The sequence below is a fragment of the Acutalibacter sp. LFL-21 genome, assembly GCF_025630755.1.
GTDB lineage: Bacteria > Bacillota > Clostridia > Oscillospirales > Acutalibacteraceae > Acutalibacter > Acutalibacter stercoravium.
In genome coordinates this window covers 113,142-135,215 of the sequence record NZ_JAOTNT010000004.1, presented here as the reverse complement: position 1 = coordinate 135,215, position 22,074 = coordinate 113,142, and the positions used below count along the sequence as shown (strand labels likewise).

Here is a 22,074-nt window from a genome sequence, read left to right as displayed (position 1 = left end):
AGGTAATCCCATGCAGTTATTTCTCAGCGGCCACGCATACCGCTACGAATGTGAAAACTTGTGCCGCCTGTTCTTTCCTTACAGCCCCGTCAAGGTGGAGGGGGACGCCGCCCTTCCGGAGGCGGGGCTCCTGGAAGGGCCTTGGGCCTTTGCCCGCATAGAGGGGGTGGAGGGCGCATACCACTATACAGTTACGGTTTCCGACGGGGAGCGCTCCCTCACCCGGCAGGCGGACGCCCCTGCCCTCCAGGAGTACTCTATGACCAACCTGCTCTACAACGCCTTTGTGGAGCTGACCGGCACCCGCCCCGCCTGGGGCATGCTCACGGGCATCCACCCTGTCAAACTGCTGCGCCAGTATGTGGAGGAGCAAGGGGAAGAGGCGGGCGCCGCCTACTTCCAAAGCCACTGCCACGTCACCGCCCCCAAGGCGGAGCTGGCCCGGCGGGTGCTGCGGGCCCAGGCCCCGGCGGTGGAAGCCCTGACGGAAAACGATTTCAGCCTGTATGTGTCCATCCCTTTCTGTCCCACCCGGTGCGCGTACTGCTCCTTTGTCTCCCAGGATATGGAGCACGCGAAAAAGCTGATGGACCCTTACTTTGACCTGCTTTTGGTGGAGCTGGAAAAGACCGCTCAGGTGACCCGGGACCTGGGCCTCTCCCTGATCTCCGTGTACATCGGCGGGGGCACCCCCACCACCTTGTCCGCCCGGCAGCTTTCCGCCCTGTGCGGGAAGATCCGCCAGGTGTTTGATCTCTCCCGCTGCACGGAGTTCACCGTGGAGGCCGGCCGCCCGGACACCATCACCGGGGAGAAGCTCCTGGCCCTGCGGGAGGCGGGCATCAGCCGCATCAGTATCAATCCTCAGTCCCTGTCGGACCAGGTGCTGCGCAATATCGGCCGCCGCCACACCGCCCAGGACATTGCGGAAGCCTTCCAGCTGGCCCAGCGGCTGGGCTTTGACAACATCAACGCCGACCTGATCGTGGGACTGCCCGGGGACGACCTGCCGGGCTTCCAGAAGAGCCTGGAAGGGGTGCTCGCTCTGGGAGCCTCCAATGTGACGGTGCACTCTCTGGCCCTAAAGCGTTCCGCACGCATCAATGCCCCCGGAGGGGACCTGTCCCTCCACGCGAAGAGTGGGGAGACTGCCGCCATGATGGATTATTCCATCGAAAGGCTGACCCAGGATGGCTTCGAGCCCTATTACCTTTACCGGCAGACCCGCATGGCCGGCAACCTGGAAAACACCGGCTGGGCCAAGCCAGGCACCATTTGCCGTTACAACATCTATACCATGGATGAGTCCAACACAGTCATCGCCTGCGGTGCGGGAGCTGTCTCTAAGCTGAAAGACCCGTACAGCGACAGGCTGGAACGGATTTTCAACTTTAAAAATCCCCACGAGTACATCACCCGCAATCCCGAGATCCTTCAGAGAAAGGACGGTGTCACCGCGCTTTATGAGCAATTTCGCCAGCGGCTACGTTAAGTACATCAACCACCTGGAGCAGATCAACGACGCGGCGGTCAGTTGTCCTCAGCGGATGATCGCCGAGGTGGAGGACGCCTACCACGACCACCTAGAGAACATCGCCCGCAACATCACCAGCCACCACCGGCAGGTGCGGGTCATCATGCTTTCAGGGCCCAGCAGCAGCGGCAAAACCACCACCGCCCATTTGCTGCGGGATTACCTCACCGCCTTTGGGGCCAACACCACCATCGTCTCTTTGGACGATTTCTACCGGGGGGTGGGCAAGGCGCCCCAATTGCCGGGAGGGCAGTTTGACTATGAATCCGTCAAGGCCCTGGATGAAGAGGCGATCAAGGGCTGCCTTCTGGACATCATCTCCACGGGGGAGTTCTCTGTGCCCACCTATAATTTCACCCTGGGCCGCCCGGAGGGGGAGCTGCGGCGCTATAAGCTGGGCCCCCAGGATATGGTCATTGTAGAGGGGATCCACGGTTTGAACCCCCAGTTTACCCGAGAGCTTCCAGAGGGGGCCTGTGTCAAGCTGTACGTCAGCGTCAAGCAGCAGATCAAGTCCGCCAACGGCGAGGTGATCTCCCCCATGGACCTGCGCCTGGTGCGCCGCATCGTGCGGGATATCCAGTTCCGGGACACCTCCCCGGAGCGCACCCTGGCCATGTGGCCCCAGGTTGTAAAAGGGGAAGACCGCTATATCCGCCCCTACCGCCTCACCGCCGATTACACGGTCAACTCCATCCATATTTATGAGCCCTGCGTGATGCGGCGGGTGGCCATCCCGCTGCTGCGGGCCATTGCAGAGGACAGCCCCTATTACAAAAAAGCCCGGGACCTGGAATCCCGCCTGATGCGCTTCGAGCCCATCGACGAGAGCCTGGTGCCGGAAAACTCCATGCTGCGGGAGTTTCTGGGGCCGTTAAAGCCGTAAAGGAAAGGCGGCAGGGGAGAACTTTCCTGGGAAAAGCTGTTTTGTCCAGTGAAAATCAGCCAAAGCGACAAAATGTAAGGGATTCTTAATGGATTTGAAAGGCAAAATGCTTTGACTTTTTCTGAAAATCCGGTATAATGAAAGCAAGAGAAGAGGAGCACATCCCCTTCCAACACCCTGCACTTTTGAAAAGGAGGACAAACGGTCATGGGAATTTTAGATGATGTGGTCATAAACGCCAAATTCGCGGCAGAGGCTGTGGGCAAGAAGGCCGGGCAGATTGTGGATGTTTCCAAGCTGCGCATCAACGTGGCAGAGCTGAACGCTGAGATCAGCAAGCGCTACGAGGCCCTGGGCGAGTATGTGTACGAGACCTGCCGGGAGCAGCTGGCAGAGGATGCCGAGGCTGTGGGCAAAATGGCCGAGCTGGACGAGCTGGTGAACCAGCGCAATGCTGTCACCAAGGAATTGGTGGATAAGCAGAACAAGGTTGTGTGCCCCACCTGTGGCAAACAGAGCCCTTCTACCGCTCTGTACTGCAGCAACTGCGGCACGAAGCTGACCGGTGAGGAATAATCCAATCTGCTGAAAAGCGAAGGGCGGCCCAAGCGGGCCGCCCTTTTGCGCGTTTAGAGGTCGTCAATCTTCATCTTTTTCAGCTCTTTCTCCTGAGAGCGCTCGCGCGCAGCCTGGGCCTGGGCGCGGTGGAACTCCGCCCGGCGGCGCATTTCCCGGCGGCGCACTACGATAAATACAACGATCCCCACCACCAGCGCCAGTGCCAGCAGCGTGGGGAAGATCCACAGCATAATGTTGGCTACGATGCTCACTTCATGCTCCTCCTTTCTGCTTTTTGTACTCTGAAATTAATAGTTTAGCTGTGTCAAAATCCAGCTTTTCACTCAGGGCTAAGCGTTTGATGAGAGCTACATAGGGGTCCCCGGCGTACTCCTCCTCCAGCCGCACCTTTTGGATAATCCGGTCCAGCCGAAGGCGGACCGTGGGATAGGTCACCCCATATAGCCCGGCGATCTCTTTCAGGGACCCAGAACACAGCAGGAAATTTTTTAGAAACGCCACATCCTCTTCCTCCAGCCCGGCCATCCACTCCGGTACCACTTGTATGCCCATAAAACCACCTTCTCTCCCGTATCTTTTACTATATTAAATATACTCTTTAATAAAATACAAGTCAAGATGCAAATAAAATTTTGACTTATTTTCAAGAGGGTTTTCCCTCCTTTGAAAAATATCCCGGCTATTCCTTTCATAGAAATGGGGGAGAAGGTTTTCTGCAGGAGGGGGAGAGGGAAAATGGGAGGAAAGCAAGGCAAGGGTTCCAGGGGGCACGGCTTCCTGCGGGGGGCGCTGGTGCTCACGGCAGGCATGGCGGTGGTGAAGGTGCTGGGAGCCCTGTTCAAGGTGCCCCTGACCTATGTGGTGGGGGAGTACGGCATTGGCATGTTCAACATGGCCTACCATTTTTATGGGCCGGTATTCAGCCTGGCTACCGCAGGATTTCCCATTGCCGTGGCGCGCCTGGTTTCCCAGGAAGCCTCCCTGGGCCGTTGGAACGATGCCCGTCAGGTGAAACGGGTGGCCCTGCCTCTGTTCCTGGCTTTTGGGACGGGGGGCGCCCTGGTGATGACCTGCTTTGCCCCCCTTTACTGTCAGGGGGTGGCAGGAGCGGCCTATGCCCTGGCGCCCATGCTGGCCCTGGCCCCGGCGGTGGTGTTTTCCAGCGCTGCCTCAGTCTACCGCGGCTATTACGAGGGGCTGGGGAATATGGTCCCCACTGCCCTTTCTCAGGTGTTAGAGGCCCTCTTAAAGCTGGGCATGGGGCTTTTTACCGCCGGCTGGGTGATTTCCCTGTGCCGGGAGGAGTACGCCGCTCAACGCACGGTTCTAGGGCTTACGCCTCCCACCCAGGAGGAAGCCCAGTTTTTCATCCTGGCCTTGGGAGCGGCAGGGGCGGTGTTTGGTGTCACAGTTGGCACCCTGGTGTCCCTGCTGTATTTAGTCCTGCGGTTCCGCCTGCACGGAGACGGCACCGTGCCCCGGCTCTACAAAAGCTCTCCCGCCCCGAAGAGCAAAGGGGAAACCCGGCGGCTTCTGCTGAAGATCACTTTGCCGGTCGCCCTGGGCTCGGCTGCCTCCAGCGTGGCGGGGCTCATTGACGCCACCTTTTTGCAGAACCGCATTGCTGCCGCTTTGGAGCAGTTTCCCCAGAGGTTCCTGGCCGCCTGCCAGGGAAAAGTGCCCACAGCATACTGGGAAACACCCCAGGCCATCCCCACCTATCTGTACGGCTGCTATTCCCTTGCCATGACAGTCTACCTGTTGGTGCCCGGCATTACCCAAGCGTTTGGGACCAGCGCCTTGCCCGGGGTCACCAGTGCCTGGGCCCGGGGCAGCAAACGGGAGCTGCGTGGAAGGATGGAAGCCGTGGTGCGGGTCACCTCTCTGTTTTGCTTTCCGGCAGGGCTGAGCCTGACCGCCTTGGCGGAGCCTGTGGCAGGGCTGCTTTATGGGGAGGGCCCCTCCACAGCGGCCATTGCCCAGTCTCTGGCACTGCTGGGTCTGGCATCCCTTCCCGCCGCTATGAGCGGCCCCCTTTCCAGCATGCTGCAGGCGGTGGGAAGGGCAGATCTGCCCGTCAAGCTGCTTTTGCTGGCCATGGCTGTCAAGCTGGGTGCTAACTGGGTGCTCTGCGGCATTCCAGAAGTGAATATCCTTGGCGCCGGGGTGGGGACCTGCCTGTGTTACCTGGTCCTCACTCTCACCCAGTTTTGGAAGCTGCGCCGGGCCTCTGGGGTGGGGCTCTCCACAGTGGGGGTGTTTCTGAGGCCCTTCTGCTGCGCGCTGCTATGCGCCGCCAGCGCCCGCTTGGGGTATGAGGGATGCCGCCCCCTGTGGCCCCATGGCGCCTTGGGAGAGGCGTTGGCGCTGGGGGCTGGGGCGGCCCTTGGCTGTGCCGCCTACCTGGCCGGGCTTCTGCTTTTGCGGGGCATTCGCAAAAGCGACCTCCAATCTTTGCCAAAGGGACAAAAAATTGCAAAAATGCTTGAAAAACAGGGATGGATATGATATCATTGCTTCTGTTATAGTCTTCCGGCAGGGAATTGCGGAAGCACCAGGCTTCAGCGGCTTTGCAAAGCCACCTGTGCCGCAGAAAATTTTTTGGAGGTAGCTCTATAATGAATAAGTCTGAATTGATCGCCGAAGTTGCAACGAAGGCCGAGATTACTAAAAAGGACGCTGAGGCGGCTGTTACCGCTGTCATTGACGCCATTACGGAGTCCCTGAAGAAGGGCGACAAGGTCCAGCTGGTGGGCTTTGGCACCTTTGAGGTCCGCGAGCGCGGCGCCCGCACTGGCCGGGATCCCCGCACCAACCAGGAGATCCAGATTCCCGCTTCCAAGGCCCCTGCCTTCAAGGCTGGCAAGGCACTGAAGGATACTGTCAACAACAAGTAAAAGCATGCGGCGTGTGGCGGGCCCGGGGTATTCCGGGCCCGTTTTTTGCAGCCTTTGGCGAATGGAGAGGAGATGAAAAAATGCGTCTGGACAAGTACTTGAAAATTTCCCGCTTGATCAAGCGGCGCACGGTTGCCAATGAGGCCTGCGACGCGGGCCGGGTACTGGCAAATGGCAAGCCTGCCCGTGCCTCTTACGAGGTCAAGGCCGGCGATGTGCTGGAAATCCACCTGGGGGAAAGGGTTTTGAAAGCAGAGGTCCTTTCTGTGGCGGAGTACGCCAAGAAGGAGCAGGCCTCCGACCTGTACCGCCTGCTGGAGGAATAATTTCCCTGCCGTCCCCATAGACATATCCCAAGAAACAAAAGGGGTATGCGTATATGGCAGAAGCACAGAAGCCGCAGGGGCATCACAGCCTGCACATTGAGGACCGGGGCACTTTGCGCGCCACCGGCGTCTCTCGGGTGGACTTTTTCAGCGATGAACTCATCACCGCGCAAACTGCCTTGGGAGAACTGCACATCAAGGGGGAGGGCCTGCACATTGAAAGCCTGGACTCCCAGTCCGGGGAGCTGTTGGCCCGCGGCAAGGTCATTGCCCTCTCTTACACAGAGAGCGGCCCGGCCCTGTCCTTTTTTGCCAGGCTGTTCAAATGAGCGGGTTGGGATGGCCCGTTCTGTCCTTTTCCCTGGCCTCCGGGGCGGCCTTGGGCTGCCTCTTTTTGCTGTTCCGGGGCTTTTCCCGGCTGCTGGGCCTGAAAAAACTGGGCACGGCTTTGCTGGATGTGCTCTTTGGCGGCCTGGCTGGCGGCTTTGTCTTTCTCTGTGCCCTGGCGGTGGACAGCGGCCGCTTGCGTTTGTACCAGGTTCTGCCGCAGGCGCTGGGCGCCTGGGCCGCCGTAACAGCTCTTGGGCCCTGGACCCGCAGGGGGGCAGAGGCTCTTCAAAAAATTTTTTGCCGCCTTTGGCGCCTTTTGGGCGCGGCGGCGGGGTTCCTGCGGGGCCTTTTTCGGGCAGGAAAGGGCCCAAAGGGGTATCGGGGGAAATTTTCCGGAAAAAAGGGGAAAAAACACGAAAAAAAGACTTGAAAAATTTATGTATACCAGTATATAATAGGAACAATATGGGAGTCCTTTATCAGGGCTGAAATCAATGGGAGGCGTGTCTCTTGCAGAAATTAAAGGAGCGGTATAAGGGCAGCATCCTGCTGAAGTTCGCGGTGCTCTGCTTCGCTGGGTTCATCCTGGTCTCTTTGGTGAGCCAGCAGCTGCAGATCAGCGAAAAGCGGGAGGAGCTCCAAAACCTGCAGGATCAGCTGAACACACAGACCATCCGCAATGAGGAGATAGAGAATTCCCTGGAGAACAGCGGCGGCTTAGAGGAATATGCCGAGCGCAAGGCCCGCAGTGAACTGGACTATGCCAAGCCTGGAGAACGGGTGTTCATTGATGTGGGCGGCGGCAGCTGAGCCCCTGCTGATTATTTTACTATCCGGCGCAGCCGAGGAGGAATTTTCTGTTTATGCAGCTTGAGGTTGGAGGTATTTACGAGGGAAAGGTGACAGGGATCACCAAATTTGGCGCGTTCGTCAGTTTTGAGGGCGGCCAAACTGGAATGGTGCACATCTCCGAGGTGGCCCCCACCTTCGTCACTGAGATTCGGGACTTTGTTTCCGAGGGGCAGACCGTCAAAGTGAAGGTGCTTTCCATCAATGAGGAGGGCAAGATCAGCCTTTCCATGAAGAAGGCGCTGCCCGAGGATCAGCAGCGTAGGCCGGCTCGCCGGACTGATGCTCCCCGCCGGGAGGGCGGCCGCAAAGAAGGCGTCCGCCGGGAGGGAGCCCGTCCCCCCCGCCAGCCCCGTCCCGCTCCCCAACAGGGGCCTGCGCGCCCGGGAGATTTTGAGTGGCAGTCCCGCCGCAACGACAGCGGCACCTTCGAGGAAATGATGAGCCGCTTCAAGCAGACCAGCGATGAGAAGATGTCCGATTTGAAGCGGGGCAATGAGTCCCGCCGGGGCTACTCCCGCCGGGGCCAGCAGAAATAATCATCAATAGGGAAAAGAGCCCCTTTCCGGGCTCTTTTTTTAGCGCTTGACTTGATAAGGAAGGGAGACTGCTCTTATGAGAGAATTGGACGCGCAAGCCGTCACCCAGGCGGTGCGGCAGCTTTGCATCGACGCCAACCGGGTGCTTCCCGCCGACCTGGAGGCCGTCATCCAAGACTGTTCCCAGCGGGAGAAGGATGAGACGGCCCGCTCCATCCTCTGCGACCTGTGCCGCAACCTGGACGCCGCCCGTCAGATGGAAATTCCCATCTGCCAGGATACGGGCATGGCGGTGGTCTTTGCCGAAGTGGGCCAGAACCTGCACATCAACGGGGACTTTGAGGCCGCCGTCAACGAGGGTGTCCGGCAGGGCTATGTGGAGGGACTGCTGCGGTGCTCTGTGGTGGCGGACCCCCTCCGCCGGGATAGGAATACAGAGGACAACACCCCGGCCATCCTTCACACCCGCCTGGTACCTGGGGACAAGCTCACCCTCACTGTGGCCCCAAAGGGATTTGGCAGCGAGAACATGAGCCGCCTAAAAATGTTTACCCCTGCCGCTAAGCCAGAGGACATTGTGGCCTTTGTGAAGGAGACCGCCCAGTTGGCGGGCTCCAACCCCTGTCCGCCGGTGGTGTTGGGCGTGGGCATTGGCGGAGACTTTGAGCTGGTGGCGATGCTGGCAAAAAAGGCCCTGTGCCGCAGTGTGTCCCAGCGGAACCCCGACCCCTTCTATGCCCAGCTGGAGGAAAAAATGCTTCAAGCCGTCAACGAGACCGGCGTGGGGCCCCAGGGCTTTGGGGGAGAGACCACGGCCCTGGCGGTCAATATCGAGGCTTATCCCACCCACATTGCCGGGCTGCCCGTGGCTGTCAATGTGGGGTGCCATGTCACCCGCCACAAGACAGTGGTGCTGTAATTCTGATCTCGCCACAATATATTCCTCTTCATATTGCAATATTCTGGACAATGTGCTACAATGAAGTCAGGAAAGCAGGAGGCTTTCTCAGAGTGGACGAAGGCTTCCCGCCTTTCCAAATCTGACGAAAGGAAAGTCCGCCGCCCGATGGGGAGAATGGGCTGGAGCGGACGGGTGCGTGGTATGAAGATCACCATTGTCGGAAGAAAAGTGAACCTGCGCAATAACTTTAAGGAGCTTGCGGAACGGAAGCTCTCAAAATTTAACCGTATTTTTGACGAGGATGCCGAAGCCACCGTCACCGTGACGGTGGAGCGCAACCGCCAGACTGTGGAAATCACCATTAAGCAGCGGGGGATGATCTACCGGGCTGAGGAAACCTCTATGGAGATGAACGAGGCCCTCGACCATGTGATCTCCGCCCTGGGCCGGCAGATTCGCCGGAATAAGACCAGGCTGGAAAGGGCCAAGAAGGTGAGCCCGGATATCGACTTCCCCGATGCCCTGTATGATGAGCCCGATGAGGAAATCCAGGTGGCCCGGGTAAAGCACTTCAACGTGAAGGTGATGACCCCCGAGGAGGCCATCCTCCAGATGAACATGCTGGGCCATCAGTTCTTCCTGTTCCGGGATGATGCCACGGGGGAAATCAATGTGGTCTACCGCCGTAAAAACGGGGATTACGGCCTGTTGGTGCCGGAAAGTAAATAAGCACAGATACGCGCGGAGGGGACCCGCTTGGGCCCCCTCTTTTTGCGGCCTGCATACAAAGGAGAGAGTATGAGAGATCGGATGAGGTTTTGCGTGCCCTGCCTGTTTGGGGTGGAGGGCCTGGTGGCTCAAGAGCTGCGGGAGATGGAACTGGAAGAGGTCCAGGCGGAGAACGGACGGGTGCTGTTTTCCGGCGGATGGGAGGCCATGGTCCGGGCCAACCTGAACAGCCGCTTTGGGGAGCGGGTGCTCCTGCTGCTGGGAGAGTTCCCCGCCCGCTCCTTCGAGGAGCTGTTCCAGGGGGTGAAAGCCCTGCCCTGGGAAGAACTTTTGGGAAGGGAGGATCAGTTCCCTGTGACAGGCAGCAGCCTGTCCAGCCAGCTCCACAGCGTACCGGACTGCCAGGCTATCGTGAAAAAAGCCATTGTAGAGCGGCTGAAGGCCAAGTACCGCCTCTCCTGGTTTCCCGAGACAGGATCTCTGCACCGGGTGCGCTTCCGCATCCTGAAGGACCAGGTCAGCGTCATGGTGGATACCAGCGGCGAGGGCCTGCACAAGCGGGGCTACCGGGCCCAGTCCAACGAGGCCCCCATCAAAGAGACACTTGCCGCCAGCCTGTGCCAGCTGAGCCGCCTGCGCTCCGACGGCCATTTGATCGATCCCTTCTGCGGCTCGGGCACCTTGCTGGTGGAGGGCGCCCTGCTGGCCCTGCGCATCGCCCCAGGGCTGCAGCGCTCTTTCACCGCGCAGGCCTGGGAGAATGTCCCCCAATCCCTGTGGCGCCAAGAGCGAGACCGTGCCCGCGCTCAGGAGCGCCGGGAGACCGGCTTTTCCGCCCAGGGCTTCGATATTGACCCCGCCGCTGTGGAACTGACCCTGGAAAATGCCCGAAAGGCCGGAGTGGAGGAGTATATCTCTGCCAGTGTCCGGGATATCCGCGCCTTCTCCCAGGAGGGGAGGTATGGCTGCGTCATCTGCAACCCGCCCTACGGCGAAAGGCTGCTGGATGTCCGGCAGGCCCAGCAGCTGTATCAGTCCATGGGAAGCCTGTTCCGGCCCCAGCGGGGATGGAGCTTTGGCATTATCACCCCGGACCCGGAGTTTGAGGCGCTGTTCGGCCGGAAGGCGGACAAGCGGCGCAAGCTGTATAACGGCATGATCCAATGCCAGTATTACCAGTATTTCAGGGGGGAGGAGAAAGGCCGTGACGCTGCTCCAACGGCTCCGCGGTGAGATGGAGACGCCCCGTCTGCTGCTGCGCCATTGGCGGGAGGAGGATTACCAGGATTTCCTCGCCTTTGCTTCAGACCCGCAGGTGATGCTGGCCTCTGGCGCCCGGCCTGCCCGCACGCGGGAGGAAGGGGAACGCTTCTTCCGCCGTGCCTTGTGGGACAGCGGTTGCTATGCCATTGTCCTCAAAGAGACTGGGCATCCCATTGGGAAAATCAAGTTTCAAAGGGATATCCGCCGCAGCGGGGTGAAGAGCCTTTCCATCGGCTACGAGCTGGCCAAACCCTATTGGGGCCAGGGATATATGACAGAGGCCCTGCGGGCCATGGTGCAGTACGGGTTTGAGCGCAAGGGGCTGGATGTGCTGGCCATCGGGCATTTTAAAGAAAACAGCCGTTCCCGCCGCGTGATTGAGAAGTGTGGCTTCCACTACGAGGGAACCCTGTCCCAGGCTTTTCAGCGCTTTGACGGCAAGGTCTTTGACGATGTGTGCTATTCCATCCTGCGGGAGGATTATTTTTCCTGCCCGGAGCGGTACAAAAATCCCTGAGAAAAAAGGAGGGCCATATCCTCCACATGGTGCGCATCAGCTACGCCCTCCACAAGCCTCTCGTAAGAAACGGGAAAGAAAGGGAAAGCAATGGGTAAGGTTCCCCTAAAAAAATAGAAAGGCCCCTTTGGTACACTGATGGTGTCCCGAAGAGGGCCTGATTTTTTTAGAAAGGGAGAATGAGCTGTGAAAAAGAACTTGTTCCGCGCCGCCGCTGCCGTGGCGCTTTCCGCCGCCCTGTTGAGCCTTGCCGGCTGCCAGACCGCCGCCAAGCAGGCCGTTCAAGAGCTGAATGCCCAAGACGCCGTCACCATCCAGCTGGTGTGCCAAAGCGAGGACGTCTACCAAATCTTTTACTCCACCTACCTGGAGGGGGAGGAGTACGGCCAGGGTGGATGGGCGGATATGGACGGCAAAGCCCTCACCCCCGAGACGTCCCTGACAGCCTCTTTTGACAAAGACTACTTCGATGGCAAGGACCTCTCCACCTTGTCCATGGATTTCTCCCCCTACGGCGAAGGGGACGCTGTGGAGCTTGCCACCACGGAGCAGGTGGATATCCCCGCGAAGTACGGCGAGACCTACACTATCCTCTTCACCGGGGATGAGGAGAGCGGCTTTACCGCCCAGCTGCAGGAATGAAAGGAGCTCCCGAAAAGGGAGCTTCTTTCAGGCGTGCGCGGGTTTCCTCCGGCTGCGGATAAACAACCCCACTGCCAGCAGCGCCACCAAACATTCCGTGACAGGGAAGGCCAGCCAAATGCCCACCATCTGCCCCACAGCAGCCAGCAGAAGGGCCACGGGGATGATGAGGAAAAAACCACGCAGCAGGGAAATGATGTGGGCGGGAAGGGGCCGGTCCGTAGAGGTGAAGTACATCGAGAGCACTACGTTGCACCCGGCAAAGGGGCATGCGATGAAGTACAGCCGCAGCCCTTGGACAGCAATGGCCTGCAGGGTGGGGCTGCCCTCGCTGTTGAACACAGCCGCAATCTGAGGGGCAAAGGCAAGCACAGCCCCGTAGATTGCCACGGAGACCCCCAGCATGGCAATCACCGCGTACCGAAGGGTGGCGGAGAGCCGGTCCCGGTCCCCAACGCCATAGCTGCGGCTGAGAATGGGCTGAATGCCTTGGGCAATTCCCGTATAAATAGAGATAACCACTAAGGAGAGGTTGGCGATAACCCCGTAGGCCGCCACGCCCGTGTTGCCCTCCATCCCCAGAATCAGCGAGTTAAAGACGATGATCACAATGCCAGAGGAAACCTCCGTTACCAGGGAGGGCACCCCGCTGGAAAGAATGCGGGCGGTCCGCTGCCCTTGGGGGCGGCAGGCCACAGGCCTAAACTGGTTTTTCTTTTGGATAAAATGGGGGGAGAGAATGCAAATGCTGATCAGAGGCGCCAGTCCTGTGGCGAATACCGCCCCGAAGATTCCCATGCCGCAGGGGAAGATGAACACCCAGTCCAGCACCACGTTGGAAAAGCTGCCCCCCAGCATGGCCGCCATGGAGAGCTGAGGCGCTCCATCGTTGCGCACAAAACACAGCAGCACGTTGTTCATCAAGAACGCAGGGGCAAATAGAAGGATTACCCGCAGGTAGGTGCGGCTCATAGTGAACACGTTCCCCGTGCCGCCGAATAAGCGCACAATGTCCCCGGCAAAGAGCAGCCCCGCCGCCACAAAAAGGGAGGCCAGCACTGCTGCCAGGTACAGCACGTTGGTGAAGACGCGGTTGGCTTCCCGGTGGTTCCCCTGGCTTTTCAAAATGGAGTACCGGGTCCCGCCTCCCATGCCGATCATCAGCCCGCTGCCGTTGATAAAGCTGTAAATGGGGATGGCCAGGTTTAGGGCCGCCAGGCCGTCTGCCCCCAGCCCCAAAGAGACAAAAAACGTGTCCGCCAAGATGTAGCAGGAAAGGCCGATCATCCCCAGTACGTTCAGCGAGGTGTACCGTGCGAACTCTTTTAAAGGGGAGGTGTCTTTCATTGGCCAGTCCTCCTTTTCAGCAGCTCCTTGGCCTCCTTGCCGGTCAGGTGCTCAATCTCCATCTCCAGCACGCATACGCTGTTCCATGTGCTGGAGATTTCCTTCTCCAGGCTTTCCGGCTCCCCCGGGTTGAACCGCTCCCCCAAGGCCTCCAGGGCGGCGCGCTTTTCCCCGGCGTCCTCCAGGACCCGCACCTGTCCAAAGGCGATGACACTGCGGAACAGCGTGGTGTACTTCTCCGGCGCCACCAGGTCCTGGGCGATGACGCAGAAAGAGCACTTCCCCTCCCGTCGGATGGCGTCCAGCTTGTGGCCTGCCTTGGCGCAGTGGAAATACAGCCTTCCGTTGTGGTACACATAGCTCAGGGGGACGCCGTAGGGGTAGCCGCCGTCCCCCAGCAGGGACAGCACCCCGCTGGTGCCCTGGCGCAAAATGGATTCCGCCTCCTCTGGGGGAAGCAGCTGGTTCTTCCTTCTCATGTCCCGAAACATGGTCATTCCTCCTAAAAGCTCTGCCAGGCAACAAAAAAGCACTGGCGCCCCGTATCTCCAAATGGCCTGCGGATACGGCTCCAATGCTATTCCCACCCGGCGGCGGGCACAATATTTTCCTTTCCCTGGGATTGTATCACACCCCGGTCCCCTTGTCAAGAAAGAGGTGGCCAGACAGGCGGCGCAAAAAAGAGGCCGCCTGGAAGGGGCAGCCTCTGGAGGGGATGCAAAGTTCTGTGTTTGGCAGGGCTTTACGGGGCGTCCTGCGCTGTAAAGAAGACGAAGTAGGTGTCGCCGGTGTTCTCCTCCTCGCTCCCGTCGTCGTAGAGTTCCAGATAGGAGAGGGAAAAGTCCACATAGCCCTGGGGAACCTCATAGACCAGCTGGCCAGAGCGCTCCTCATCCACTGCCAAGGGATAGGTGCCCGGCAGTTGATCTCCTCCCACCGGTTCCAGTTCGGTAAAGGTCTCCGGGTCCGTGGTGATGGGGATGGAGTAGGCCTCCGGGTCCTCGTCTTCGCCCCACTGGGCCTGAAAGTCCGTGTCGTACATCTCGATGCTTTCCCGGAAGGTGTTCTTCACGGTGATGTCCGCCACCAGCAGCTGGTTCCCCTCTGCCGGCTGATAGCCCTCGTACTCCTCTGCCAGATAGGCGCCGGTCACGGTAAAGTCGAAAAACATGGTGTGCATGGTGTCATTCAGGCGGCCTTCGGTGGGGGTAAACAGCTGGCAGGCTCCCAGGGTGACGGCCAGGCACAGCGCTCCGGCTGCGGCAAGCAATTTTTTCATTTTCATATAAGTTCCCTCCCATGATATCTGCCCGCTGCCCCAGAAGACAGCGGAATACTCCCTCTATGGCGATTGTAGCATGGGCCCGCGGCCCTGTCAAGCTGGGGTTGCAAGAAAGCGCCGCTTCCTGTACAATGGGGGAAAGGAGGGAAAACCCATGGCTTTCGACTTCAAAAAGGAATACAAAGAATTTTATCTGCCCAAAAATAAGCCCGCCATTGTCACAGTCCCGCCCATGGCCTACATCGCTGTTCGCGGCAAGGGCGCCCCCAACCAGGAGGGTGGGGAATATAAGGCGGCGGTGGGCGTCCTCTATGCCCTGGCCTACACGTTGAAAATGAGCTATAAAACCGGCCATGGCATTGACGGCTTTTTTGAGTATGTGGTGCCGCCCCTGGAGGGGTTCTGGTGGAGCGAAAGCGGCGTTGTGGACTACCGGGACAAAGGGGCTTTCCAGTGGATTTCCGCCATCCGCCTGCCGGATTTTGTGGGGGAGGAGGACTTCCGCTGGGCGGTGGAAGAGGCTTCCCGCAAGAAAAAGCTGGATTGTTCTGGCGCCTTCTTTTACCATCTGGAGGAGGGTCTGTGCGTCCAGATGATGCATTTGGGCCCCTATGACAGCGAGCCCGCCTCCCTGGAAGCCATGGACGCTTTTGCCCGGGAAAACGGGTACGAGCCCGACATTTCCGAAACCCGCCGCCATCACGAGATCTACCTCTCTGACCCCCGGAAAGCCCCGCCAGAGAAGTGGAAGACGGTCCTGCGCCATCCCATCCGTAAAGCGTAAAAACACCCTCCCGTGTCTGGCGGGAGGGTGTTTCGTATGTAACCGGTTTTACCGGCTGTTCAATTCCGCGTACTGCAGCAAATTCCTGCACAGCCACAGCACCAGCACGGCAATGGCCGCGTTGATTACTGCCATACCCAGCAGCCCGGCGGCCGCCCCACAGACGGGGAACAGGATGGAGCACACCACGCAGGCCGCAATGCCCGGAATGGCCATGAGCAGCAGCACCAGGAAGTAGAACAGGAAAATCAGCGTCTTGGAACGCACCATGCCGAACACCCGCTCCACACACACGTTGCCGGCGGTGAACAGCAGGGCAAAGCTGACCCGGGCCACCATGCAGCAGACAATCTCCAGGGGAGAGGCGCCCACAATCACGCCCACCACCAAGAAGATCAGGATAGCTTCCCATGTGTCGGAGAGCAGGCTCTCCTTGATGGCGTACAACAGCTTTTTCAGGGGCGGCTCGGGGATGAGGTAGATGTAGGGCTTAATCAGCTCCCGGTTAAACCGGCCCAGGGCCACGCTGAACAGCTGCATGTAGGTGGCAAAGGCAAAGATGCCCACCAGCCCCGCGTCCCGCATGAAGAAGGAGCAGCCGATAATCACCGCCATGAAAATAAGGGACATGTTGGAGAAGAGGAACACCCCGCTGCGGCGGTTTTCCACCCGGTGCTTGTAGTAGATGGCAGAGGCGCCCCAGCCCTTGCCCAGGCCGGTTTTGCCCACCTTCACGTTCTTGGGCACCACCTCGTTGAGCTGGCCCTCCTTCTGGGCAGTGATGGCGGACTGGGCGGTTTCCGCAGTAGAGAGCACATCCTCGTAGTAGTTGTTTTTGCAGGTGAGGATAAGCCCCAGCAGCAGGGCAAACAGGGCCGCCAGCAGCCCCACGGAAAGGCCAACCAGCAGCCAGTTTCCGGCGAAAATGCCGCTGACCAGCCCGGCGGCCCAGCCAGAGACCGGGAACAGAATGCCGGGGATAGTGGCAAAGAACGCCGCGCCCTTTTCCAGCAGCGGCCCGTAGCTGCCGCCGTTTGACAGGGCCAGCAGGTCCTCCCGGCAGAAGAGCACCGCCCACACGCCGTACAAGGCCGCCGCGCCAAACACGCAGTACCTCACAATTTTTCCGGCCCGTTCCATGCCGCTGGTGCGCACATAGGAGGCCATAGAGGCCAGCTGGGCGAAAAACAGCGTGATGGCATAGCCTACGATGATCAACACCAGCCCGGCGGGGCCTATGCCGTAGGCCCCGTGCATCCAGGAGTACTGGAACAGGATGAAGAAGCCCAGCACCAGGGAAAGCCCCAGCTGGCGAACCAGCCCGTAGACCAAGATCTTATTGGAGCTCATGGGCGCGGGGAACAGCAGCGTCACATCGGATAAGGTGAACATAGGGGAGTTGGAAGAACTGCTCCCCGAAGCGAACACCATCAGGAACATCATGGTGTAAAACAGCACCATAATGGCGGTCAGCTCCTGGGGATTGCGCAGTTCTTCCAGGTCATAGGCGCTGCCGGAAAAGGCGGTAAGGGCAAACAGCGCCACTAAAATTACAGCGTAGATCAGCTTTGCAGGGCTTTTCACCACGGCAATCAGCTGGTTTTTCAACTTTGTGGCGGTCAAGTATACAAGAGGGCTTTTCATGGCGTCAGCCCTCCACAGGGGCGGGCGCCCCCTCTGTAATCGCAAAGAACAGTTCCTCCAGAGTCTGACCCTCGCTGCCGTCGTTGAGCTTGGTGGCGGCGAAGCGGCCGTTCATCATGATGTTGGCCACATCCCAGTAATCCTCCACGCTGTCGATCATGTGGGTGGAAATCAGCACAGAGGCACCGCTGGCCTTCAGCTCCCGGAAAATCTCCTTCAGCTCCTTGATGGCGTGGGGGTCCAGGCCCACCAAGGGCTCGTCAAAGATCACCACCCGGGGTTTGTGGCACAGGGCGCAGCAAATGGAGAGCTTCTGCTGCATGCCCTTGGAGAGCTCCTTGCCCAGCTTGTTCCGCTTGTCGTCCAGTTCCAGGCGCTCCAGCAGCTGGTTGGTGTAGGCCTCGTCCTCCACCTTGTAGGCCCGGCGGATGAATTCCAAGTGCTCCTCCACGGTGAGCAAGTCATATACTGCGGGCATTTCAGGAATATACCCTAATTGCGCCTTGGCTTCCAAAGAGGTGTTTTCATAGCCGTTGATCTCAATGCGCCCGGTAAAACGCAGCAGCCCGGTGATGCACTTGATGATGGTGGATTTGCCTGCCCCGTTGGGCCCCAGCAAAATGCCGATCTGCCCGTCGCCTACGGCAAAGCTGATGTTGTCGTTGGCCAAGGTCTTGCCATAGCGTTTCGTCACGCCGCTGATGGATAACATGTTCATTCCCTCCTGCCCAGTGTCTGGGCTGTCAATTCGAGCCCCCGTGAAAGCAGCGGGGCTGTTTGTTTTTTTGCCTGCCCCATGCCAGCTGCTGCAGGATAGGGTTGCGTCTGCGTCCCTGCCATGGGTGAGGGCGGGAATATTGTACTTGATTTCCAAGTCCCTGGCAACCCGCTAGCGGGTTTCTTAAGATTTTCGACAGAAAATCTTAACAGAGCCTGTAAACCCGTTGCTCCCGCGCTTTTTAGGGTGCAAGGAAAGGCTAATAGTCTTGCAGGAAATACGGTTGGAAAGAAAAAGAGGGTGGCCGTGCCCATCCCCCTTTTTGCCTTATTTCCAGCTGGCCGCGCACAGGTCCGCCTTTCCGAAAGGCTGGTCCGAAAGAAACCGCACCTGCTTCCCGCTGACTTCCAGAAACCCTTCCTCCCGCAGCTTTTTCAGTTCCCGCATCATGGCGCTGCGGTCCACGCACAGATACTCTGCCAGGGCGCTCAGAGTAAAGGGCAGGGAAAAGGACAGGCTTTTTTCCTCCCCAGCGCGGATGCGGAAGTAGCACAGCAGCTTCTCCCGGGTGCTCCGGCAGGAGAGCACCTCCACCCGCTCGCTCAGGGCAAAGGCCTTTTGCGAAATCAGGGAGAGCAGGTTTTCCAGCAGCTGCCTGTGGCAGGCACAGGACTTTCCACAGGAGGCAAGCTGCGCTTGGGGCAGGAAAACAATTACGCAGTCCGCTTCGCACACTACGGTCACGCTGTCGCAGGGCAGGCTGGCAAAGGCGATAAGCTCCCCGAACACGCCGCCGGGCCCCAGCCTTTCCAGCACGGTCCTGCCGCCGTCCGCGTCGATTTTCACAAGGGCCGCGCAGCCCGATTGGAGGATGCCCAGCATCCGGCCGCTGCTGCCCCCATAGGTGTAAGCGGTCTCTCCAGCCCGGAAGGACCGCGGGCCGGTGTGAAAGCACTCCAGCATCTGCTGGCACCCTGCTTCTTCCATCCCTGCAAAGAGGGGCAAATTGGACAGCTTTTCCATGGAAACGTCTCCTTTCACAAAATGTGGGAATATTTTCCCCGTCCGGGGACATCCTAAAGCGCAGAACCCAGAAAAGGAGGGACCCCGCATGCCGGAGCCCAGCAAAATGGACATGGAAGCCAAACAATATTTTAATTCCCTGCCTCCCGCTTTGCAAGAGCAGCTGATGCAGAGCGCTGCCGATCTGAATACAAAGGAGGACTTGATGCGCTATTGCACCAACCTGCTGGGAGAGCACGCTCCTGACAGGCAGCCCTGAGACAGGAAAGGCCGCGGCAATGCCGCGGCCTTTGGCTTTTCAGAAGGATTACAAAGCCTTTGGGGCGGCTTTTTTGTCCCCCAGGCTCTTTCTGGCCCACAGCAGGAACGTCACTGTGGTGGTGGCCGCTGCCAGTAAGTCCGCCACCGGTTCCGCCGCAAAGACGCCGAGCAGCTTGTCGCCAAAGAAAAGGGGGAATATGTAGATCAGGGGGATGAGCAGCACGATTTTTCGCAGCAGCGCCAGCAGCAGGGAGGCTTTGGCCTGCCCCAAGGCCAAAAAGCTCTGCTGGAACCCCACCTGGGCCCCAAAGGAAAACACCCCAAACAGGAAGATGCGCGCCGCCCACACGGCGGTTTCCGTCAGCTCCGGGTCGCTGGTGAAGATGCCCACGAATACTTGGGGGATAAGCATGATGGCCAGCCAGAACAGGCAGCTATAGGTCAGGGTGCAGGTCAGCAGCAAGCGGATGGACTTGCGCACCCGCTCCATGTTCCGGGCCCCGTAGTTAAAGCTGGTGATGGGTTGGGCGCCCTGGGTTAACCCCTGCAAGGGCAGGTTGATCACCTGCATGATGCTGGCAATCACCGTATAGGCGCCCACGGCCACATCCCCGCCATACTTCAGCAGAGAGGTGTTCAGCACCACGCTGAGAAGGCTCTCTGTGCTCTGCATAATGAAAGGGGAGACCCCCAGCGCCAGCACGGGCAGCAGAATGCGCCAATGGATTGCCATGCATTGAGGGCGAAGCTTCAGGGTGGTGCGCTTTCCGGTTAAAAAGAGCATCACCCATACCGCCGAAACAGCTTGAGAGAGCACCGTGGCAATGGCCGCGCCCCGCACCCCCATGCCAAAGGCAAAGATAAATAGGGGGTCCAAAGCAATGTTCAGCACCGCTCCGATAATAACGGTCAGCATGCTGGTTTTGGCAAAACCCTGGGAGGTAATAAACATATTCATCCCCAGAGAGACCTGCACAAACACCGTGCCGCACACATAGATGCCCATGTAGTCCATGGCGTACCCAATGGTGTTCTCACTGGCGCCGAAGGCCCAGAGGACAGGCTCTTGAAAAAGGAGGAACACCGCCGTCAAAACCACGGAAATTGCCAGGAGAGCGGTCAAGCAGTTCCCCATTATGCGCTCGGCGCGGTCTTTGTGGTGGGCGCCCATAGCAATGGAGGCCCGGGGCGCTCCGCCCATGGCGATCAACGAGCTGAACGCGCTGATCAGGGTGATGATGGGGAAGGTGATGCCCACGCCGGTAAGGGCTGCTGTGCCAATCTCTGGAATGTGGCCGATGTAAATGCGGTCCACAATATTATACAGCATATTCACCACCTGGGCGGTGATAGCGGGCACCGCCAAGGAAAACAGCAGCCTCCCAATCGGGGCGGTGCCCAGAAGGTTCTCCCGGCTTGTGTCCTCAGTTGTCTGTGGCTGGCTCATTTGTTCTCCGATTCCTCTTTTCCCTTTTCCTGTTCGGGGTCCTTCACCAACAGCAGCCGGGCAATGCGCTGCTCTTCCACCTCTAGCACGGTGATGGTCAGCCCCGCCTCTTTCACCTGGGGATGTTCCCCCGCCTTGGGCAGGCGGCCCAGCCGCTCGGTCACCAGGCCCGCAATGGTGTCATAATCCCCTTCGGGCAGGTCGGCGCCCGTCATGTCCGATACCTCATCAATGGAGGCGGTCCCGTCCACGGTGAACTCCGTCTCGCTCATCCGGTGGATTTCCTCCTCCTCGTGGTCATATTCATCCTGAATGTTGCCCACAATGTCCTCCACCAGGTCCTCCAGGGTGATCAGCCCCGCGGTGCCGCCATATTCGTCCAGCACAATGGCAATCTGCACCTTGCGCTCTGTCATCTCCGTGAAGAGCTGGCTGCACCGTTTCGTCTCCGGCACAAAATAGGCGGGCCGCATCAGGTCCGTAATCTTGATGAACTCTGGCATTTCCCGGCCCACATAGGGCAGCAGGTCCTTGATGTAGCAGATGCCCACCACCGTATCCAGGTCTTCGTGGTACACCGGAATGCGGGAGCAGCCGTTCTCCACGGCGGCCTCCACCACTTGGGAAATGGAGGCATCGTCCTCCACAGCCACAATGTCCGTGCGGTGGGTCATGGTTTCCTCCGCGGTGGTATCCTTAAAGTCCAGGATGTTGGTGATCATATCCCGCTCGGTTTCCTCAATTACGCCCTTTTCCTCGCCTTCTCCCACCATCTGCAGGATCTCCTCCTCCGTGACGGGGTCATCCAGAATGTGGGGATCAATGCGGCACAGCCGCAGAATGCCGTTGACAATCAGCGCGCAGAGCTTTAAGAAAGGAAAAGCCACCGCCTGCAAAAAGCACAGCAGCCCTACAAAGCGCTGGGCAAAGGCGCGGGCGTTGTGCCGGGCGCTCTTTTTGGGGAGCAGGTCTCCGAAAAGGAAAAAGACCAGAAAGTAGAGGATGGAGAGGAGAAAATACGCCAGCAGTCCCCGGCCCCCTTCGTGGGCGATAGGGGAGAGCAGCCCCTCTGCCAGCCCTCCAAAGGTGTAAAGGAAAAGCCCCAGCCCCAGCAGGCCAAAGAGCAGCATACCAGTCTGCAGGGGAGAGACAGCAGCTTTCTGCCAGTCAGTCAGTTTTAAAAGCTTTTTGGCGTGGGCGTCCCCCTCCTCAGCCTCCTTTTTAATTTGCGCCTGAGAGAGAAAGTCCACGGCCGCTTCACCTGCGGCGTAAATGGAGGCGGCCGCAAGGCACAGCAGGGTGAGGGCGGCGGTGAGAATGAATAAACCGTCCGGATCGGGTGACATGAGAAATTAAACCCCTTTCGCAAGTGCCGCCGGGCGGGGCCCGGCGTTTTTTATTTTCTATTGTACCGGAAAGGGCCTTGTCTGTCAAATCAGAAGGGAGGAGTTTGTCAAAAAGTTCTCGAATCCCGCCTTTTATGCCTTTACAGGGCGTGAAAAAAATGGTAGAATAAAACAGCACGGGACTATCGGCAGCACATGTGGAGAAGCCCGTCATATCCGTTTCCGATCAT

The 22,074-nt window shown here is 59.0% G+C and carries 27 protein-coding genes; 17 read left to right on the top strand and 10 right to left on the bottom strand.

Annotated elements, in window-relative coordinates; genetic code table 11:
• The first annotated feature begins 10 nt into the window (after positions 1–10).
• The 3 genes from hemZ (at position 11) to ODJ80_RS06255 (ending at position 2,996) form a co-directional block, all read left to right on the top strand.
• Positions 11–1,492 carry a coproporphyrinogen dehydrogenase HemZ gene (gene hemZ, locus ODJ80_RS06265; RefSeq protein WP_263041379.1) on the top strand — a complete coding sequence of 494 codons (1,482 nt, stop codon included), beginning with the start codon at positions 11–13 and terminating at the stop codon, positions 1,490–1,492.
• Positions 1,464–2,420, top strand: coding sequence for a uridine kinase family protein (locus ODJ80_RS06260; protein ID WP_263041378.1), 957 nt, complete (start codon positions 1,464–1,466; stop codon positions 2,418–2,420). Before hemZ ends, ODJ80_RS06260 begins: the two co-directional genes overlap by 29 nt.
• A gap of 207 nt (positions 2,421–2,627) precedes the next feature.
• Positions 2,628–2,996: a zinc ribbon domain-containing protein gene (locus ODJ80_RS06255; protein WP_263041377.1), complete on the top strand. Its 369-nt coding sequence runs from the start codon at positions 2,628–2,630 to the stop codon at positions 2,994–2,996.
• 53 nt (positions 2,997–3,049) lie between these two features.
• On the opposite strand, the gene ODJ80_RS06250 is transcribed toward ODJ80_RS06255, so the two are convergent.
• Positions 3,050–3,250 carry a hypothetical protein gene (locus tag ODJ80_RS06250; protein WP_263041376.1) on the bottom strand — a complete coding sequence of 67 codons (201 nt, stop codon included), beginning with the start codon at positions 3,248–3,250 and terminating at the stop codon, positions 3,050–3,052.
• A gap of 1 nt (position 3,251) precedes the next feature.
• A complete protein-coding gene (locus ODJ80_RS06245) occupies positions 3,252–3,551 on the bottom strand; it encodes a DUF2089 family protein (protein ID WP_178862569.1) in 300 nt (99 codons plus the stop codon).
• Between the two features lie 183 nt (positions 3,552–3,734).
• Here ODJ80_RS06245 and ODJ80_RS06240 point away from each other — a divergent pair, with 183 nt between their 5' ends.
• The 12 genes from ODJ80_RS06240 to ODJ80_RS06190 all read left to right on the top strand — a co-directional run bounded on the left by ODJ80_RS06240 (position 3,735) and on the right by ODJ80_RS06190 (position 11,992).
• Positions 3,735–5,507, top strand: a complete 1,773-nt coding sequence (locus tag ODJ80_RS06240) for a putative polysaccharide biosynthesis protein (RefSeq protein WP_263041375.1) — start codon at positions 3,735–3,737, stop codon at positions 5,505–5,507.
• A 110-nt stretch (positions 5,508–5,617) separates the two neighbouring features.
• Positions 5,618–5,896: an HU family DNA-binding protein gene (locus ODJ80_RS06235; RefSeq protein ID WP_263041374.1), complete on the top strand. Its 279-nt coding sequence runs from the start codon at positions 5,618–5,620 to the stop codon at positions 5,894–5,896.
• A gap of 80 nt (positions 5,897–5,976) precedes the next feature.
• Positions 5,977–6,222, top strand: a complete 246-nt coding sequence (locus ODJ80_RS06230) for an RNA-binding S4 domain-containing protein (RefSeq protein ID WP_178862573.1) — start codon at positions 5,977–5,979, stop codon at positions 6,220–6,222.
• A gap of 53 nt (positions 6,223–6,275) precedes the next feature.
• Entirely contained in the window at positions 6,276–6,551 is a 276-nt protein-coding gene (locus ODJ80_RS06225) for a YabP/YqfC family sporulation protein (RefSeq protein WP_178862574.1), read from the top strand.
• Positions 6,548–6,982 carry a spore cortex biosynthesis protein YabQ gene (yabQ, locus tag ODJ80_RS14195; RefSeq protein ID WP_442863900.1) on the top strand — a complete coding sequence of 145 codons (435 nt, stop codon included), beginning with the start codon at positions 6,548–6,550 and terminating at the stop codon, positions 6,980–6,982. Before ODJ80_RS06225 ends, yabQ begins: the two co-directional genes overlap by 4 nt.
• Before the next feature lie 80 nt (positions 6,983–7,062).
• Positions 7,063–7,362 carry an FtsB family cell division protein gene (locus ODJ80_RS06220; protein WP_263041373.1) on the top strand — a complete coding sequence of 100 codons (300 nt, stop codon included), beginning with the start codon at positions 7,063–7,065 and terminating at the stop codon, positions 7,360–7,362.
• A 53-nt stretch (positions 7,363–7,415) separates the two neighbouring features.
• Positions 7,416–7,940 carry a S1 RNA-binding domain-containing protein gene (locus ODJ80_RS06215; RefSeq protein WP_178862577.1) on the top strand — a complete coding sequence of 175 codons (525 nt, stop codon included), beginning with the start codon at positions 7,416–7,418 and terminating at the stop codon, positions 7,938–7,940.
• Between the two features lie 76 nt (positions 7,941–8,016).
• The gene (locus tag ODJ80_RS06210) at positions 8,017–8,859 is read left to right on the top strand and encodes a fumarate hydratase (protein WP_263041372.1); all 843 of its coding nucleotides are present in this window, start codon (positions 8,017–8,019) and stop codon (positions 8,857–8,859) included.
• Between the two features lie 183 nt (positions 8,860–9,042).
• Positions 9,043–9,570, top strand: coding sequence for a ribosome hibernation-promoting factor, HPF/YfiA family (gene hpf / locus ODJ80_RS06205; RefSeq protein WP_263041371.1), 528 nt, complete (start codon positions 9,043–9,045; stop codon positions 9,568–9,570).
• A 69-nt stretch (positions 9,571–9,639) separates the two neighbouring features.
• On the top strand, positions 9,640–10,803 hold the full coding sequence (locus ODJ80_RS06200) for a THUMP domain-containing class I SAM-dependent RNA methyltransferase (protein ID WP_263041370.1): 1,164 nt from the start codon (positions 9,640–9,642) through the stop codon (positions 10,801–10,803).
• On the top strand, positions 10,775–11,350 hold the full coding sequence (locus tag ODJ80_RS06195; RefSeq protein WP_263041369.1) for a GNAT family N-acetyltransferase: 576 nt from the start codon (positions 10,775–10,777) through the stop codon (positions 11,348–11,350). Before ODJ80_RS06200 ends, ODJ80_RS06195 begins: the two co-directional genes overlap by 29 nt.
• 186 nt (positions 11,351–11,536) lie before the next feature.
• Complete coding sequence (locus tag ODJ80_RS06190; protein ID WP_263041368.1) at positions 11,537–11,992, top strand: hypothetical protein; 456 nt, start codon at positions 11,537–11,539, stop codon at positions 11,990–11,992.
• 27 nt (positions 11,993–12,019) lie between these two features.
• Here the strand turns inward: ODJ80_RS06190 and ODJ80_RS06185 are convergent, their stop codons facing one another.
• The 3 genes from ODJ80_RS06185 to ODJ80_RS06175 form a co-directional block, all read right to left on the bottom strand.
• Positions 12,020–13,339, bottom strand: coding sequence for an MATE family efflux transporter (locus tag ODJ80_RS06185; RefSeq protein ID WP_263041367.1), 1,320 nt, complete (start codon positions 13,337–13,339; stop codon positions 12,020–12,022).
• Positions 13,336–13,830, bottom strand: a complete 495-nt coding sequence (locus tag ODJ80_RS06180) for a pyridoxamine 5'-phosphate oxidase family protein (RefSeq protein ID WP_263041366.1) — start codon at positions 13,828–13,830, stop codon at positions 13,336–13,338. Before ODJ80_RS06180 ends, ODJ80_RS06185 begins: the two co-directional genes overlap by 4 nt.
• A gap of 251 nt (positions 13,831–14,081) precedes the next feature.
• Positions 14,082–14,624: a DUF4352 domain-containing protein gene (locus ODJ80_RS06175; protein WP_263041365.1), complete on the bottom strand. Its 543-nt coding sequence runs from the start codon at positions 14,622–14,624 to the stop codon at positions 14,082–14,084.
• 151 nt (positions 14,625–14,775) lie between these two features.
• On the opposite strand from ODJ80_RS06175, the gene ODJ80_RS06170 reads away from it, so the two are divergent.
• A complete protein-coding gene (locus tag ODJ80_RS06170; protein ID WP_263041364.1) occupies positions 14,776–15,405 on the top strand; it encodes a GyrI-like domain-containing protein in 630 nt (209 codons plus the stop codon).
• Between the two features lie 48 nt (positions 15,406–15,453).
• Here ODJ80_RS06170 and ODJ80_RS06165 read toward each other — a convergent pair whose 3' ends face one another.
• The 3 genes from ODJ80_RS06165 to ODJ80_RS06155 form a co-directional block, all read right to left on the bottom strand.
• Complete coding sequence (locus tag ODJ80_RS06165) at positions 15,454–17,049, bottom strand: putative ABC exporter domain-containing protein (RefSeq protein WP_263041363.1); 1,596 nt, start codon at positions 17,047–17,049, stop codon at positions 15,454–15,456.
• Positions 17,050–17,053: 4 nt separating this feature from the next.
• Complete coding sequence (locus ODJ80_RS06160; RefSeq protein WP_263041529.1) at positions 17,054–17,761, bottom strand: ABC transporter ATP-binding protein; 708 nt, start codon at positions 17,759–17,761, stop codon at positions 17,054–17,056.
• Between the two features lie 333 nt (positions 17,762–18,094).
• Positions 18,095–18,790 (bottom strand): Crp/Fnr family transcriptional regulator, encoded by a 696-nt coding sequence (locus ODJ80_RS06155; RefSeq protein ID WP_263041362.1) that lies wholly within the window; start codon positions 18,788–18,790, stop codon positions 18,095–18,097.
• An 88-nt stretch (positions 18,791–18,878) separates the two neighbouring features.
• Between ODJ80_RS06155 and ODJ80_RS06150 the strand changes: the two genes are divergently transcribed.
• Positions 18,879–19,049: a hypothetical protein gene (locus tag ODJ80_RS06150; protein ID WP_263041361.1), complete on the top strand. Its 171-nt coding sequence runs from the start codon at positions 18,879–18,881 to the stop codon at positions 19,047–19,049.
• 48 nt (positions 19,050–19,097) lie between these two features.
• Here the strand turns inward: ODJ80_RS06150 and ODJ80_RS06145 are convergent, their stop codons facing one another.
• Positions 19,098–20,498 carry an MATE family efflux transporter gene (locus ODJ80_RS06145; RefSeq protein WP_263041360.1) on the bottom strand — a complete coding sequence of 467 codons (1,401 nt, stop codon included), beginning with the start codon at positions 20,496–20,498 and terminating at the stop codon, positions 19,098–19,100.
• Positions 20,495–21,844 (bottom strand): hemolysin family protein, encoded by a 1,350-nt coding sequence (locus tag ODJ80_RS06140; protein WP_263041359.1) that lies wholly within the window; start codon positions 21,842–21,844, stop codon positions 20,495–20,497. The genes ODJ80_RS06145 and ODJ80_RS06140 overlap by 4 nt, the downstream gene beginning before the upstream one ends.
• Positions 21,845–22,074 lie beyond the last annotated feature (230 nt).

Excerpts from the sequence above, each read along its gene's own strand:
- hemZ (WP_263041379.1), top strand. The coding sequence starts at position 11 with ATGCAGTTATTTCTCAGCGGCCACGCATACCGCTACGAATGTGAAAAC.
- ODJ80_RS06260 (WP_263041378.1), top strand. The coding sequence starts at position 1,464 with ATGAGCAATTTCGCCAGCGGCTACGTTAAGTACATCAACCACCTGGAG.
- ODJ80_RS06255 (WP_263041377.1), top strand. The coding sequence starts at position 2,628 with ATGGGAATTTTAGATGATGTGGTCATAAACGCCAAATTCGCGGCAGAG.
- ODJ80_RS06245 (WP_178862569.1), bottom strand. The coding sequence starts at position 3,551 with ATGGGCATACAAGTGGTACCGGAGTGGATGGCCGGGCTGGAGGAAGAG.
- ODJ80_RS06240 (WP_263041375.1), top strand. The coding sequence starts at position 3,735 with ATGGGAGGAAAGCAAGGCAAGGGTTCCAGGGGGCACGGCTTCCTGCGG.
- ODJ80_RS06235 (WP_263041374.1), top strand. The coding sequence starts at position 5,618 with ATGAATAAGTCTGAATTGATCGCCGAAGTTGCAACGAAGGCCGAGATT.
- ODJ80_RS06230 (WP_178862573.1), top strand. The coding sequence starts at position 5,977 with ATGCGTCTGGACAAGTACTTGAAAATTTCCCGCTTGATCAAGCGGCGC.
- ODJ80_RS06225 (WP_178862574.1), top strand. The coding sequence starts at position 6,276 with ATGGCAGAAGCACAGAAGCCGCAGGGGCATCACAGCCTGCACATTGAG.
- yabQ (WP_442863900.1), top strand. The coding sequence starts at position 6,548 with ATGAGCGGGTTGGGATGGCCCGTTCTGTCCTTTTCCCTGGCCTCCGGG.
- ODJ80_RS06215 (WP_178862577.1), top strand. The coding sequence starts at position 7,416 with ATGCAGCTTGAGGTTGGAGGTATTTACGAGGGAAAGGTGACAGGGATC.
- ODJ80_RS06210 (WP_263041372.1), top strand. The coding sequence starts at position 8,017 with ATGAGAGAATTGGACGCGCAAGCCGTCACCCAGGCGGTGCGGCAGCTT.
- hpf (WP_263041371.1), top strand. The coding sequence starts at position 9,043 with ATGAAGATCACCATTGTCGGAAGAAAAGTGAACCTGCGCAATAACTTT.
- ODJ80_RS06200 (WP_263041370.1), top strand. The coding sequence starts at position 9,640 with ATGAGAGATCGGATGAGGTTTTGCGTGCCCTGCCTGTTTGGGGTGGAG.
- ODJ80_RS06185 (WP_263041367.1), bottom strand. The coding sequence starts at position 13,339 with ATGAAAGACACCTCCCCTTTAAAAGAGTTCGCACGGTACACCTCGCTG.
- ODJ80_RS06180 (WP_263041366.1), bottom strand. The coding sequence starts at position 13,830 with ATGTTTCGGGACATGAGAAGGAAGAACCAGCTGCTTCCCCCAGAGGAG.
- ODJ80_RS06175 (WP_263041365.1), bottom strand. The coding sequence starts at position 14,624 with ATGAAAATGAAAAAATTGCTTGCCGCAGCCGGAGCGCTGTGCCTGGCC.
- ODJ80_RS06170 (WP_263041364.1), top strand. The coding sequence starts at position 14,776 with ATGGCTTTCGACTTCAAAAAGGAATACAAAGAATTTTATCTGCCCAAA.
- ODJ80_RS06165 (WP_263041363.1), bottom strand. The coding sequence starts at position 17,049 with ATGAAAAGCCCTCTTGTATACTTGACCGCCACAAAGTTGAAAAACCAG.
- ODJ80_RS06160 (WP_263041529.1), bottom strand. The coding sequence starts at position 17,761 with ATGTTATCCATCAGCGGCGTGACGAAACGCTATGGCAAGACCTTGGCC.
- ODJ80_RS06155 (WP_263041362.1), bottom strand. The coding sequence starts at position 18,790 with ATGGAAAAGCTGTCCAATTTGCCCCTCTTTGCAGGGATGGAAGAAGCA.
- ODJ80_RS06150 (WP_263041361.1), top strand. The coding sequence starts at position 18,879 with ATGCCGGAGCCCAGCAAAATGGACATGGAAGCCAAACAATATTTTAAT.
- ODJ80_RS06145 (WP_263041360.1), bottom strand. The coding sequence starts at position 20,498 with ATGAGCCAGCCACAGACAACTGAGGACACAAGCCGGGAGAACCTTCTG.
- ODJ80_RS06140 (WP_263041359.1), bottom strand. The coding sequence starts at position 21,844 with ATGTCACCCGATCCGGACGGTTTATTCATTCTCACCGCCGCCCTCACC.